Here is a 14226-nt window from a genome sequence, read left to right as displayed (position 1 = left end):
AACGTATTTTTAGGAACTGAAAAAAGGGATAATTTTATCTTTACCAGCTATTACCAATATTTCTATGGAAGTCGAAGGCATACCCTTTAAAAAAACTGGTTATTTTTCTGAATTAATATGCGATTATCTGCAAGGCAAGGAAACTCTATCGCCTTTTTATGATAGACCTCCACGTATAGATCTATTTAAGGAGCAGATTAAGGCCAAACAAAATTTTCCAGAGACCCATCGGAAAGTATTGTATTCGGTGCTGAAAGATCAATATAAAAATGTTGGTATTTCCGAAGATACCAAAGTAAATATTTCGCTCCTAAAAGAGGCTTCCACTTTTACTGTGGTTACCGGACATCAATTAAATTTGTTTACAGGTCCCCTGTATTTTTTATATAAGATCATTTCCACCATAAACCTTACCAAGGAGCTGAAGCTGTCCAATCCTGAAAATAATTTTGTACCTATTTATTGGATGGCAACCGAAGATCATGATTTCGATGAAATAAACTACTTCAATTTTAAAGGGAAAAAATTACAATGGAATAAAAAGGCCTCGGGCGCTGTTGGACCTCTTGAAACAGATGGGTTGGAAGCTATCCTGGAGGCATTTTCCAATGAAATGGGCAATAGCATCAATGCCAATAGGCTAAAGGAATGGTTTGCCAAAGCATATTTGGAACATGATAACCTTACGGATGCCACTCGTTTTTTGGCCAACGAACTTTTTGGAGAATATGGTCTCGTTATTTTGGATGGTAATAATACGGAATTGAAGAGTTTATTGCAGCCCTATATAAAACGGGATTTGTTGGAAAATGCTTCGTATAAAAAGGTAATTGCGACCATAGACCAACTTCAGGCCCTGCCAGAAAATTATGGTATTCAAGTCAATCCAAGGGAGATAAATTATTTTTATCTGGTGGAAGGTGTCCGTGAACGGATATTGGAGGAAGATGGCAAATTTTATATAAACGATATGAAAATTGAATTCAGTCGGGAGGAAATACTGGCCGAACTGGAAAATTACCCAGAACGTTTTTCGCCAAATGTTATAACTAGACCTTTATACCAAGAAATTATTTTGCCCAACCTCTGTTATATAGGTGGAGGTGGGGAATTGGCCTATTGGTTGGAGCTGAAAGATATGTTTGAAGAAATGAAGGTGCCTTTCCCTATATTATTACTTCGTAATTCGGCATTGGTAATTACGGGGAAACAGATGGAGAAATTACATCGCATGAATATCTCCCTCACGGATATATTTCTAAAACAAAATAGTCTTATCAATAAAAAGATTAGGGAGATTTCTAATATTGATATCGATTTTACCCCCCAAAAGAAACATTTGGAGGAGCAGTTTAAAGGGTTGTACGAATTGGCATCCCAAACGGACGCTTCTTTTTTGGGAGCAGTAAAAGCGCAGGAGGTAAAGCAATTGCAGGGGTTGGATCATTTAGAGAAAAGGTTGCTAAAAGCGCAAAAACGAAAGTTGGAGGATCAGGTGATGCGCATGACCGAAATTCAGAATCAACTTTTCCCGAATAAATCACTACAGGAGCGCAATCTTAATTTCTCTGAACTTTATTTGGAGTATGGAGAACGATTGATTCCGAGATTAATGAAGGCACTTAGGCCGTTATCCGGAGATTTTTCCATTGTAAAAATGGATTGAAAACTATACTTTTTTATTGGTTTCCTTGAAAGATCGTAACAATCCAAAAGGTTATATTTGTTAAAAACAGACTATGTCCATGCACAAGGTAGATTTTGAAATGGTGGAAATGACATTGGATGTCATGAAATACGCTATTGGCCGCATCACCCATCCAGCCCCGGAATTGGGCAAACCCAAGAAAGAAGAAGAATTAAAGGCCTTAGTTGGAGAAACGGTTACTCCTGATGGTATAGGAGGGGAAAGGGCGTTTCAATTATTTAAAGATGTGCTTATTAAAGCTACGGTACCTATAGATCATCCCAGACATTTGGCATTTGTGCCCGCTTCACCTACGCGTGCCGCGGTAATGTTTGATCTGGTTACTTCGGCATCAAGTATCCATGGTGCTTATTGGATGGAAGGTGCAGGTGGAATATTTTGCGAGAACGAGGCTATGAAATGGTTGGTTTCCTTAACTGGATTGCCTTCAGGTTCCTTTGGGGTGTTCACAAGCGGGGGTACCGCCGCCAACTTATCCGCCATGGTTACCGCTAGGGAAAATTGGCGCAAAAATCCTAGTAATACCAATAAAAAAGGATTGATTATAACTTCCTCCGGTGCCCACTCATCGGTTAAATCCATGGCCAAGGTCATAGATTGTGATGTACTTTTGGTTGAAACTGAGGAACAAATGACCGCAGAGGCCCTAAATGAAAAAATTGATACCCTTGACACACAACAAAGGGATAGGTTGTTTGCAGTTGTTGGTACTGGAGGTACCACCAATGCAGGGATTATTGATGATTTGGCAGGTATTGCCACAGTGTGCAATACGGAAAACCTTTGGTTTCATGTAGATGCAGCCTATGGTGGCGGTGCCTTGGCCTCCAAAATAGCAAGGCCGTTGTTCCAAGGAATAGAGCAAGCGGATAGTATAACCATTGATCCGCATAAATGGCTTTTTTCGCCCTATGACTGTGGAGCCATAATTTATAAAAATCCTGAATTGGCCAAGGAAGCCCATTCACAGGAAGGTTCTTATTTGGAAATATTCAAGGATGAAGGTGCCCATGGTTTTAATCCTTCTGACTATCAAATACAACTGACTCGCCGGGTTAGGGGCTTGCCGCTTTGGTTTTCATTGGCTATGCATGGTACGGATAAATATTCGTGGGCAGTTGATCAAGGCATTGAATTGGCCAATATGGCAGGGGAGCTTATACGAAAGCATTCCTTGGTGGAATTGGTTAGGGAACCTAGTCTTTCATGTGTGCTTTTTAGAAGAAAAGGATGGTCTCCCCGAGATTACACCCATTGGACCTATAAAAATCACAGGGAAGGATTTGCCTTGGTAACTCCTACAAAGTATAAGCAACAGGGTGTTTACGAAACTGTGGCGCGCTTTTGTTTTATTAATCCGGATACTACGGAGAAGGATATTTCCATGATATTGGATTCCATGGCTTAGGGGACCAAATACTCACTTTCCCACTGAATACCAACTTTGGAAAAACGGACCCTGATATGGTGGGGTTGACTTAATTTTAGATATTCTATTTTAAAGGGTGTAATTTCCACTAAACAGAAATGATTTTCTTCACTTAAATATTCCAAATTCTGGGGATTAATTAAATTACTGCCAGGAGATCTGCTTGTTGTGTATTGCTTTTTTGCGTACGCATCCAATTTACTCCAGTATTTCTCCTTGGTGGCATCATCATCTTTGTAGGTTGCCGTACCTTCAATCTTTAATTGCAACAATTTGCCTGGGTGGTAAAGGAGCAGGCTAACCCTTTTGTTTTCTTTGATATGGGTTATCTTTTTAGAGCGTCTATCAGTATAAAAAGTTAGTTTTAGGTCCTTGGAAACATCTCTTAGGACGACAGTTCGCAAACGGGCAATTTGATCTAATCCCACGGTTGCAAATGTAAAAAAACGAAAGGGATGGTCCTTTTCCGTGGGTCCCTTTTGGAGCTCTTCCCTTATTTCCTGTAAATAAACGGTGGCCATGAATATCGTTTTTTTTTTTGGTTTATTAAAGATAAAAATAAAAGTTGGAGTAGGGTATTTCTTTTCTCAGTTGTTATAGATATAAATTGCTATGAATTTGAAAATAATTTCGAATGAAATTGTGAGTAGTTATAATTAGTTAATTGGTTTAGGTTGGTTTTGATTAGAAAGCCCGGTTGGTTACCGGGCTTTATTTTTGTCCTATTTTGATAAAAACATAGGAATCTAGGTAAATTTTGAAATACAGCAAGTCGAACATAAAGAACTTGAACCAGAAAAATTTAGTTTGGGGCCATCCGAAGGAATCCCTTTATTTTAGGGGATATTAAGCGAATATGTGTAGGTAAATTTACTCTGTTTATAAGTTTTGTAATTAATATACCTCAAAGATCCTTTTACAAAAATTTCAAATTACTATTTTTGCCCATGCAAAATAACGTCCTAATATTAGATTTTGGTTCCCAATATACGCAGCTCATCGCTAGAAGGGTCAGGGAACTTAATATTTTCTGCGAAATAAAACCGTACAACCATTTGCCTGAGGATTTATCGGAATACAAGGCTGTGATCCTTTCGGGTTCACCGTTTTCGGTAAGGGGAGATGATGCCCCGCATCCAGATTTGACCCAGATTAAAGGCAAAATGCCACTATTGGCCGTTTGCTATGGTGCACAATATTTGGCCCACTTTAACGGTGGCAATGTAGCGCCTTCCAATACCCGTGAATACGGGAGGGCTAAATTGACTTTTATTGATCACAGTGAATCTTTTTTCGAAGGAATTTCGGAAGGCAGCCAGGTTTGGATGAGCCATAGTGATACTATAAAGGAATTACCGGCTGGAGCAATAAAATTGGCCAGTACGCACGATGTGGAGAATGCGGCATATAAATTAAAAGATGAAGAGACCTATGCTATTCAATTTCATCCTGAGGTTTATCATACGACTGATGGGAAAAGGTTATTGGAAAACTTTTTGGTACATATAGCTGGTGTGGCGCAGACTTGGACTCCGGATTCTTTTGTGGAAACTACCGTAGCAGAATTAAAGGCTAAGATTGGTGATGAAAAGGTGATACTTGGACTTTCCGGTGGTGTAGACTCAACAGTGGCGGCAGTTTTGCTGCACAAAGCAATTGGGAAGCATTTACACTGTATATTCGTAAATAACGGGCTTCTTCGTAAAAATGAGTTCCAAGCTGTTTTGGACCAATATGAAGGAATGGGGTTAAATGTTAAGGGAGTGGACGCTTCGGCACGTTTTTTGGATAGCTTGGAAGGAGAAAGTGATCCGGAAAAGAAAAGAAAAGCCATTGGAAAGGTTTTTATAGAAGTCTTTGATGATGAATCGCATTTAGTGGAAGATGCAAAATGGCTAGCTCAGGGAACAATATACCCAGATGTTATTGAATCCGTTTCGGCCACAGGAGGTCCGTCTGCAACCATTAAAAGTCATCATAATGTAGGTGGATTACCGGATTATATGAAATTGAAGGTGGTAGAGCCATTGCGAATGTTGTTTAAGGATGAAGTTAGGCGGGTAGGTGCAAGTTTGGGAATCGATAAGGAACTATTGGGCAGGCATCCCTTTCCTGGACCTGGGTTGGCAATTCGTATTTTAGGAGACATAACTCGCGAGAAAGTGGCTATTTTACAAGAGGTAGATGCTATTTTCATCAACGGATTAAAGGAATGGGGACTTTATGACAAAGTCTGGCAAGCGGGAGCAATGCTCTTGCCTGTTAATAGTGTTGGTGTTATGGGAGATGAAAGGACCTATGAAAAATGTGTAGCTTTAAGGGCAGTTGAAAGTACGGACGGGATGACAGCGGATTGGGTGAATTTGCCCTATGAATTTTTGCAGAAAACCTCCAACGACATCATAAATAAGGTTAGAGGTGTAAATAGGGTGGTATATGATATTAGCTCCAAACCACCTGCAACGATTGAATGGGAATAGATTATTAGCATCTGAGACGGAATTTTAAATTTCTAACTGCGCATTATTTTTTAATTTTTAGTATAACATTGTTGTGTTTGTAGTCGTTCTCAATGTTATACTTGACTTATTATAAATAGAACAATTAAAATCTATACTTGTGAAAATATATAGTAAAGTAATTATTACAACGGTTTTTTTATTGTTGTTTAGCTTCAATGCAATAGCGCAAAAATTCACTACCCATTCTGTTAAAGCTGGAGAAACTTTAGAAGGTATCGCTAAACGATACAACGTTTCCGAGCAGGGGATATTAAATTACAATAAGGAGATAAAAAAAGGTCAGGCATTAAGGGTCAACACTATTTTGGTAATTCCCACGGCAAACGGTGCCGTGGTAAAAAAGGATAGTGTAACCGAGGTAACAGCATTGTTGCAAGCACTAAAAGGAAATGAAGACGGTCCTCAAAACCGGCAGCCTATTGGATATATCTCGCACCGAACCAAAAGAAAAGAAACACTGTTCGGTATATCCAAACGGTATAATATTTCAGAAGATGATATTAAGCGCTACAATAAGGAGTTGTACTCTGTGCAATTGAAAAAGGGGATGATTCTTAAGATTCCTAAATATAAAAGAGTTGATCCAGCCGAAAAGGCATTCATTGAAGATAATTATGTAATTTATACCGTACAGCCTAAAGAGACAAGGTGGAGTATAGCCAATAAGTACGGGATTACCATAGATAGTTTATTGGTGCTCAATCCGAAATTATCGAAAATAACAGATTACTTGTCTTCCGGTCAAGAGTTGTTGCTGCCAAAATTATTGGGCAGTACGATTAAAGATCAAGAAACCCAGTTGTACAATTCATATACCGTTCCGCCCAAGCAAACTTTTTATAGTTTGGAGAAAAAGTTTGGATTAACCTCCAGCGAAATAATAGCCTTGAACCCTGAAATTAAGGAAAGGGGTGGACTAAAGGAAGGCATGGTGTTGAGGATACCTGTTCAAAAGGTAGAGACCGGAGAAGTGAATATTGAGAATTACAATTTTTATGAGGTCAAACCAAAACAGACCGAGTTTTCCCTTACCCGTAAATTTGGGGTGACTTATAAAGAATTATTGGATCTTAATCCAGAATTAAAGGACGGACTAAAGGCGGGGATGGTCTTGAAACTACCTAAAGACCAGACAGGTAATTTTGACGTAAAAAACGCACTGATCTTGGATAAGATCAATTTAAAGGACAGTATCAATAAATTAAACAGGCCTAAGCTAATATTTCTTTTGCCCTTTAGGTTGGATAGGTTGGATTTAAATGACAATGTCGCCACAAAAAATGCCATAGAAAATAGAAAAGATGTTAGATATAGTTTGGGTCTATATTCAGGAGCTATGGTTGCCCTGGATTCAATAGCTAAATTAGGAGTCTCGGTTGATGTGAAAACCTACGATACCCAATTGGACTTGAATCGTACAAAGGGAATATTGCAAAGGGAAAATTTGATAGGGGTCTCTGCTATTTTTGGTCCCTTGGAGCCCCAATCTTTAAAAGAGGTGGCCATGCAGGCCGCTGAATATGGAGTTCCGGTTGTTGCTCCCTTGACCGAAAAAAGTGATTTAAGTTTGAACAACGTGTTTTTTGCGCTTCCTTCTGAAAAAGTCATGGAAGACCATATGATGACCTATGTTGAAGGCATACGGACCAAAGAGAATATTGTTATAATTGCTGACCAAAAGAATAAACCTACGGAATCCGCTTTGATGATGAAATTTCCTGGGGCTAAAATTGTGGCCTTGAAGGAAGATCGGACTGTGGACATTGATAAAATTTCGAAGATATTGTCATTGGAGAACGAAAATTGGGTGTTTTTGGAAACCGATCAGGCCAATGTGGTGTATCACGTGGGGTCGTTGCTCAATTCTTTAATAAACAAAGAAATTAGTATACGACTTTTTACAACGGACAAGAACAAGGCTTTTGATAGTGAGGTAGTTTCTTATTCCCACCTTTCTAATTTGAGATTTACATATCCTTCCGCGTCTAGAGAGGCCGAAGCTAATGGTTTCTTAAAAGCATATAGAAATAAATATGGTTCGAATCCTGATGAGTACGCAGTTCGCGGCTTTGATCTTACAATGGACATGCTTCTAAAACTCGCTTATAAAAACGATTTGGTTATTGCCTCCAAACTTATTGGGGAAACTGAATATATTGGTAACAAGTTCAATTATATCAAGGACATCTCTTCCGGATATTATAATAGAGCCTCCTATATATTGGGTTATGAAAATATGAGGATGATGGAGCTTGAGGATTAATGCTGATGACGTCGAAAGTAACCTATAGCGGTGGACATAAGACAAGATTTGAAAATATTAGATCAGGTAATACTTTAATTACCGATGCCCCATTGGATAACGATCGTTTAGGGCAGTTATTTGCGCACACAGATATTGCTTTTAGCGGTTTGACCAGCTTTTTTTTCTCCGTTATAGGAATGAAGGCGAGAAGTCTGGAATTGGGTCTAGAAAATTCTACGGCTGAAGTATCAAATTATATAAAAAACGAACTCAGGCGGATTTCTAAAATCCACCTTAAATTTTGTTCAGAAGTTAATTACTTGGATAAACATATTAAAATTTGGGATAGCACTGAAGATGCATACTCCATGCATTGTACGCTGCATCCGGATATCTCAATGAATATCTCTTTCTAGTGGAAACTTTAAAAACAATAATGCTCATTGTTGTATGTCTAGCACTCAATTTGGGTTTTGGTCAAGAGGATGAGGTAATTGAATGGCACCCTGGGAAAAAGTTGACCTGGGCCGATTTCAAGGGCAATCCATCGAATATTTCCAATGCAGCTGCGATTACGGCAAGTGGAATAACCTACAGTTTTTCTGCCCAGGGAACTGCTGATAAAATGGAGCTGGATTTCAGGGTGAGCTGTCATTTTTATCCAAACAAATCCTGGTATAAATATAAACTGGCCAACCCTATCGTTTTAGGTCACGAACAATTGCATTTTGATATCACTGAAGTTTATGCCCGTAAAATGCGTCAGGAACTGGCCAAGGCCAAATTTACTAAAAATGCAAAATCAGAGGTAAAGGAGATATATAGAAATATTCTCAGGGAATTAAACGATTTTCAAAATAAATACGATTCGGAAACCAATTTTTCAAGGGATACGGTTCAACAATTAATTTGGAATAAAAAAATCAGGAAGGCTTTAAACAACTAAAAGGAGACCTTTTATGAAGTCTCCTTTTGGATTGATATATTTTAAGGACTTGGTTTTGAATTCTACTATACGTCACAAATAGTAACCCCTTCTTTTAGAGCTGCTATTTTATCCTTCCAAGTGGGTATAAATTCCTGTGCCACATGCCCTTTAAAACCAGTGGCCAAAATAGCCTTCATGATGGCTGGGTAATACAGTTCCTGAGTTTCGTTAATTTCATTTCTTCCTGGGTTTCCACCGGTGTGATAATGTCCAAAAAACTCGTTGTAATCCTGAATGTTTCTAATAATATCACCCTCCATAATCTGCATATGGTAGATATCATAAAGTAGTTTAAAATTGTTTGACCCCAACTTTTTACATAATTCCACACCCCATTCCGTGTGATCGCACATATAATCATCGTGGTCCACCTTGGAATTCAATAACTCCATTTGTATCACTACTCCGTGTTTTTCGGCAAGTGGCATAATCTGCTTTAATCCGTCTACACAGTTTTGCAGACCAACCGCATCATCCATTCCCCTGCGGTTGCCACTAAAGCAGATAAGATTGGTGTACCCTGCTTTGGCAACCTTGGGAATCATTTCTGTATAATTTTTAATCAGAGTTTCATGATATTTGTGGTCGTTCCAGCCTTCAGTAAGGCTAATTTCAGCTCCATTGCACATAGAGGAATTAATATTGTATTTTTTCAGTAACGGCCAGTCTTTGGGACCAATAAGGTCAACACTTTTTACCCCCAAGTCATTTAACGACTTAAGAAAATCTTCTAGTGGAATGCTGCCGTAACACCAATAACAGACGCTATGGTTAATGTTGTTTTTTAGTTTGGTTTCTTTTTCTTTATTTGATTCCATTGCATTTCCATTTTTGCAAGCCAGCAAGCCAACAGATGCGGCCGCTGAGGTTCCTATAAATGTTCTTCTTTTCATCGGTTTAATTGTATATGTTGAAACTTCTATGTTCATTTCTGCTACACATTAGGTCTTGTGTTAACAAGGTAGTGTAGGATAAATCAAAAACCTAGTTACATAAAATACCACTAAAACCGCATTTTATGATTTAATCGATTTTAAATGTAAATAATACGTGTATAAAGATAGGTGATTTGTATTAAAAGTAAGGAATTTAGAAATAGAATGTTCTAAATGCACTAGGTTTAAATTTAAGGGAAGATTTCGGAAAAACATTTTGGAAGCCATTCTGAAGGTGGTATATTTGGATAGATTCTTGAGTATGAACGTAGTTCCGGATAAAAGGCAATTAATAGAATTGGCACATTATAGAATGCCATTTGGGAAGTTTAAGGGAAGGTATTTGGTGGAACTTCCCGAACCATACCTGATTTGGTTTCAACAAAGCGGATTTCCAGAGGGAAAACTAGGAAATTTGTTAAGATCGATGTTGGAAATTAAAATTAACGGATTGGAGGGACTGATTAGAAAGATTCAAAAAGATTTTCCCCAATATTAGCCGTTAATTGTTATAGCAATTCGTATTTTTGCTCGCGTTACGAATTCAACCTAACGCTTCATGTCACAGACTAAATATATTTTTGTAACCGGTGGGGTTACTTCATCCCTAGGAAAGGGGATTATAGCAGCCTCTCTTGCCAAATTATTACAGGCTCGAGGTTATAGAACTACTATCCAAAAATTAGACCCTTATATCAATGTTGATCCGGGAACTTTAAACCCCTATGAACACGGTGAGTGTTATGTTACCGATGATGGTGCTGAGACCGATTTGGATTTGGGACATTACGAGCGCTTCTTAAATGTGAGGACTTCTCAGGCAAATAACGTTACTACCGGAAGAATTTACCAAAGCGTAATAGAAAAGGAAAGAAGAGGAGAGTTTTTGGGGAAAACAGTTCAAGTAGTACCCCATATTACCAATGAAATTAAGGAACGTATCCAATTACTGGGTAAAAGCGGGGATTACGATATTGTAATTACCGAAATTGGTGGTACGGTAGGTGATATTGAGTCATTACCATATATAGAAGCGGTGCGCCAATTGCTATGGGAGTTGGGTGATAATAATGGAATTGTAATTCATTTAACCTTGGTACCCTATCTTTCAGCTGCGGGCGAATTAAAGACGAAACCGACTCAACATTCTGTAAAAACCTTAATGGAAAGTGGAATAAAAGCGGATATTTTGGTCTGTAGGACCGAACACGAAATTCCCGATGATTTAAAGGATAAACTTGCACTTTTTTGCAATGTAAAGAGGGAAGCCGTTATACAATCCATAGATGCATCAACCATTTACGATGTGCCTATTTTAATGCAAGAAGAAGGTTTGGATACCGTAACGCTAAAAAAATTGGCCCTGCCGGACGACATTGTTCCCGATCTTACTAAATGGAATCAATTTTTGCAATGGCACAAGAATCCAAAAAATGAAGTAACTGTAGGACTTATTGGGAAGTATGTGGAATTGCAGGATTCCTATAAATCCATTTTGGAATCTTTTATCCATGCAGGTTCTGTGAACCATGTGAAAGTAAAAGTGAAATCTATTCATTCAGAACATCTTACGGCCAAGAACATGGAAAAGAAGATGCAAGGTTTGGATGGTATTCTTGTAGCACCCGGGTTTGGGGAGAGAGGTATAGAAGGAAAGATTACGGCGGTACAATTCGCCCGTGAAAATGGTATTCCATTTTTAGGCATATGTTTGGGGATGCAAATGGCTGTAATAGAGTATTCTAGAAATGTACTTGGTTTAAAGAAGGCCAGTTCCACAGAGATGGACGAAAACACCCCGCATCCTGTGATCAGTATTATGGAGGAACAGAAAAACATCATAAATAAGGGGGGGACAATGCGATTAGGTGCATGGGCCTGTGATTTAAAAAAGGGTAGTTTGGTGCAAAAAATCTATCATGGGGCTTCCGAAATTTCAGAGCGCCACCGTCACCGTTATGAGTTTAACAACAGCTATAAAAAACAATTGGAAGAAGCTGGTCTACTAGCTTCTGGAGTAAATAAGGAAACTGGATTGGTGGAAATAGTAGAGATTCCTGCACACCCTTGGTTTATTGGGGTGCAATATCATCCTGAATATAAGAGCACGGTAGACAATCCGCATCCTTTATTTGTAGGATTTGTAAAAGCGGCTTTAAAACACCAAAAGGAAGGAAAGCAATAAACTAGTGCCAGTTTGACATGAATAGCCTAATTGGGCATATATTTGCAAGCTGATTTAATCTGTTGGGAACGAAGATATTAATTGAATCCCTGCCGAGAATATTTTTAAATTAAACTTTAGATGGAGGAAAAGAAATTGGATATTAATACCATAATCGGCTTTGTACTGATTTTTGGGATTCTTATTTTTATGTTTTGGCAGAACCAGCCAACACCAGAAGAGCTGGAAGAACAGAAGGCTAAACAAGAACAGGTAGAGGCTGCAGAAATGCAAAAGGCCAACGAGGCCAAGCAAGAAGTTACTCAACCCAAGACTATTGATGTGCAAGATTCAACGGCTGTAGCAAGTTATAAAAGTGCTATTGGCGCATTTGGCTATACAGCTCCTACAGAAGGGACCACAGTTTTGGAAAATGATGTGGTTTATTTGGAAATAAGCAACAAAGGAGGCCAGATTGTAGAGGCAAGAATGAAAGGGTATGTCACCTATGATTCCGTTCCAGTTTATTTAATTAAAGATGGCAATGCCAATTTTGCACTTAATTTTAGTACTTCGGACAATCGGGTACTGAATACCAACGATTTATATTTTGAGCCTACACTTTCCAAATCTGGAGAAAATAAAGTGCTTTCCATGAAGGCCAAAGTGGCTTCCGATAAATTCTTGGAGTATAGATACGAAATGAAACCGGACGAATATCTTATTGGTTTTACCGTGCGTTCCCAAGGTTTAAATGGGGTGCTAAATAGTTCCAAGCCCATTGATTTGGATTGGAAATTAAAGACCATTAGACACTCCAAAAGTATCCAGTATGAAAATAGATATACAAGGGTTACTTATAATCATGATGATGACAAAATAAGTAAGCTTTCAGAGGGCAGTGAAGATGAGGAGACGGAAATGGATGTGAAATGGATATCCTTCAGGCAGCATTTTTTTAGTTCTATTCTTACTTATGCCGATAAATTTGAAACCGCAAAACTCAACTCAATTAACTTGGTGGAGGAGGAAAGCCATACCCAACAATTTACCAAGGAATTTGCATCAGAAGTGCCTTTGAAATTAGAAGGTGGGGAGTTGGCCTATAATTTTAATTGGTACTACGGACCAACAGATGTTAAGGTTTTGGCGCAATACAAGGAATTGGGACTGGAAGATTCCATTCCTTTTGGATGGGGGATTTTTGGATGGATAAATAGGTATATTTTTACCCCTGTATATACCTTCCTAAGTTCTTTTTTACCTTACGGTATTGCTATTGTAGTCATGACCATTTTAGTGAGGCTAATAATGTCTCCGGCCACTTATAAGTCCTATTTGTCACAGGCCAAAATGAAGGTGTTGAAACCTGAAATTACTGAGCTTAATGAGAAGTTTAAGGATAATGCTATGAAAAAGCAGCAGGAAACTATGAAATTGTACAACAAGGCTGGGGTAAGCCCTATGAGTGGTTGTGTACCTGCATTACTGCAGATGCCAATTTTCTATGCCCTGTTTATGTTTTTCCCAACTTCCTTTGCATTGAGACAAAAGCCTTTCTTATGGGCAGATGACCTTTCTTCCTATGATGCCATAGCTCAATTGCCATTCACTATTCCGTTTTACGGGGATCATGTTAGTTTGTTTCCCATATTGGCCTCTGTTGCCATCTTCTTTTATATGATGATGACAACTGGTCAAAATATGCAAACGCAGCCAGGAATGCCCAATATGAAATTTATTATGTACCTGTCTCCTTTAATGATGTTGGTTTTCTTTAATAACTATGCCAGTGGACTTAGTTTATACTATTTTGTATCTAACTTGATTACCATTTTTATTATGCTGGCCATTAAGAATTTTATCTTGGACGAAGACAAGATCCATGCTCAGATTCAAGAAAATAAGAAGAAGCCTAAAAAAGAAAACAAGTTTCAAAAGAAGATGAGGGAGATGATGGAACAGGCAGAGGAACAAAAGAAAATAGGTAAGAAATAAGTCATAGTTTACCTTCTGGATAATTAAAGTGCTTGAATTTTTTCAAGCACTTTTTTTTATGGAGTTCCTTGATTCTTTATTAGTTTTTCAACAAAAATTACATTGCTCTTTTAATAAATTGCCATGGTAAGGTTAAGTGGTGTTTAAACCTTTTTTTCAACAAAAACATAAGTATGAATAATCATTAATATGAAATAGTTGCGCCACCAAAAGGGGCTATTGTCTATGAGCTACCCG

At 38.3% G+C, this 14226-nt stretch carries 11 protein-coding genes; 9 read left to right on the top strand and 2 right to left on the bottom strand.

Annotation, left to right across the window (positions count from 1 at the left end; translation table 11 throughout):
• Positions 1 to 64: 64 nt before the first annotated feature.
• A complete protein-coding gene (gene bshC, locus MWU78_RS05225) occupies positions 65 to 1666 on the top strand; it encodes a bacillithiol biosynthesis cysteine-adding enzyme BshC (RefSeq protein ID WP_246995657.1) in 1602 nt (533 codons plus the stop codon).
• A gap of 79 nt (positions 1667 to 1745) precedes the next feature.
• Positions 1746 to 3116, top strand: a complete 1371-nt coding sequence (locus MWU78_RS05220; protein WP_246996006.1) for an aminotransferase class V-fold PLP-dependent enzyme — start codon at positions 1746 to 1748, stop codon at positions 3114 to 3116.
• Here the strand turns inward: MWU78_RS05220 and MWU78_RS05215 are convergent.
• Positions 3113 to 3658, bottom strand: coding sequence for a pyridoxamine 5'-phosphate oxidase family protein (locus MWU78_RS05215; protein ID WP_246995655.1), 546 nt, complete (start codon positions 3656 to 3658; stop codon positions 3113 to 3115). The two genes, MWU78_RS05220 and MWU78_RS05215, sit on opposite strands and share 4 nt — an antisense overlap.
• A 426-nt stretch (positions 3659 to 4084) precedes the next feature.
• On the opposite strand from MWU78_RS05215, the gene guaA reads away from it, so the two are divergent.
• The 4 genes from guaA (at position 4085) to MWU78_RS05195 (ending at position 8850) form a co-directional block, all read left to right on the top strand.
• Positions 4085 to 5617 (top strand): glutamine-hydrolyzing GMP synthase, encoded by a 1533-nt coding sequence (gene guaA / locus MWU78_RS05210; RefSeq protein ID WP_246995653.1) that lies wholly within the window; start codon positions 4085 to 4087, stop codon positions 5615 to 5617.
• A gap of 139 nt (positions 5618 to 5756) precedes the next feature.
• Positions 5757 to 7922: a LysM peptidoglycan-binding domain-containing protein gene (locus MWU78_RS05205; protein WP_246995651.1), complete on the top strand. Its 2166-nt coding sequence runs from the start codon at positions 5757 to 5759 to the stop codon at positions 7920 to 7922.
• A 5-nt stretch (positions 7923 to 7927) separates the two neighbouring features.
• Positions 7928 to 8320, top strand: coding sequence for an OsmC family peroxiredoxin (locus MWU78_RS05200; protein WP_246995649.1), 393 nt, complete (start codon positions 7928 to 7930; stop codon positions 8318 to 8320).
• 20 nt (positions 8321 to 8340) lie between these two features.
• Positions 8341 to 8850 carry a DUF922 domain-containing protein gene (locus MWU78_RS05195; RefSeq protein WP_246995647.1) on the top strand — a complete coding sequence of 170 codons (510 nt, stop codon included), beginning with the start codon at positions 8341 to 8343 and terminating at the stop codon, positions 8848 to 8850.
• A gap of 65 nt (positions 8851 to 8915) precedes the next feature.
• Here the strand turns inward: MWU78_RS05195 and MWU78_RS05190 are convergent, their stop codons facing one another.
• Positions 8916 to 9785: a TIM barrel protein gene (locus MWU78_RS05190; RefSeq protein WP_246995645.1), complete on the bottom strand. Its 870-nt coding sequence runs from the start codon at positions 9783 to 9785 to the stop codon at positions 8916 to 8918.
• A 304-nt stretch (positions 9786 to 10089) separates the two neighbouring features.
• Between MWU78_RS05190 and MWU78_RS05185 the strand changes: the two genes are divergently transcribed.
• From MWU78_RS05185 to yidC, 3 genes are all read left to right on the top strand, one after another.
• The gene (locus MWU78_RS05185) at positions 10090 to 10326 is read left to right on the top strand and encodes a DUF3820 family protein (protein WP_103474224.1); all 237 of its coding nucleotides are present in this window, start codon (positions 10090 to 10092) and stop codon (positions 10324 to 10326) included.
• A gap of 60 nt (positions 10327 to 10386) precedes the next feature.
• Positions 10387 to 12012, top strand: a complete 1626-nt coding sequence (locus tag MWU78_RS05180; protein ID WP_246995643.1) for a CTP synthase — start codon at positions 10387 to 10389, stop codon at positions 12010 to 12012.
• A gap of 120 nt (positions 12013 to 12132) precedes the next feature.
• Entirely contained in the window at positions 12133 to 13989 is a 1857-nt protein-coding gene (gene yidC, locus MWU78_RS05175) for a membrane protein insertase YidC (RefSeq protein ID WP_246995641.1), read from the top strand.
• Positions 13990 to 14226: the final 237 nt, after the last annotated feature.

The organism is Arenibacter sp. F26102 (assembly GCF_023015865.1).
Taxonomy (GTDB): domain Bacteria; phylum Bacteroidota; class Bacteroidia; order Flavobacteriales; family Flavobacteriaceae; genus Arenibacter.
Note: the sequence above shows the minus strand (reverse complement) of the source record. Positions and strands in the feature narration are given on the sequence as shown.

Excerpts from the sequence above, each read along its gene's own strand:
- bshC (WP_246995657.1), top strand. The coding sequence starts at position 65 with ATGGAAGTCGAAGGCATACCCTTTAAAAAAACTGGTTATTTTTCTGAA.
- MWU78_RS05220 (WP_246996006.1), top strand. The coding sequence starts at position 1,746 with ATGCACAAGGTAGATTTTGAAATGGTGGAAATGACATTGGATGTCATG.
- MWU78_RS05215 (WP_246995655.1), bottom strand. The coding sequence starts at position 3,658 with ATGGCCACCGTTTATTTACAGGAAATAAGGGAAGAGCTCCAAAAGGGA.
- guaA (WP_246995653.1), top strand. The coding sequence starts at position 4,085 with ATGCAAAATAACGTCCTAATATTAGATTTTGGTTCCCAATATACGCAG.
- MWU78_RS05200 (WP_246995649.1), top strand. The coding sequence starts at position 7,928 with ATGACGTCGAAAGTAACCTATAGCGGTGGACATAAGACAAGATTTGAA.
- MWU78_RS05195 (WP_246995647.1), top strand. The coding sequence starts at position 8,341 with ATGCTCATTGTTGTATGTCTAGCACTCAATTTGGGTTTTGGTCAAGAG.
- MWU78_RS05190 (WP_246995645.1), bottom strand. The coding sequence starts at position 9,785 with ATGAAAAGAAGAACATTTATAGGAACCTCAGCGGCCGCATCTGTTGGC.
- MWU78_RS05185 (WP_103474224.1), top strand. The coding sequence starts at position 10,090 with ATGAACGTAGTTCCGGATAAAAGGCAATTAATAGAATTGGCACATTAT.
- MWU78_RS05180 (WP_246995643.1), top strand. The coding sequence starts at position 10,387 with ATGTCACAGACTAAATATATTTTTGTAACCGGTGGGGTTACTTCATCC.
- yidC (WP_246995641.1), top strand. The coding sequence starts at position 12,133 with ATGGAGGAAAAGAAATTGGATATTAATACCATAATCGGCTTTGTACTG.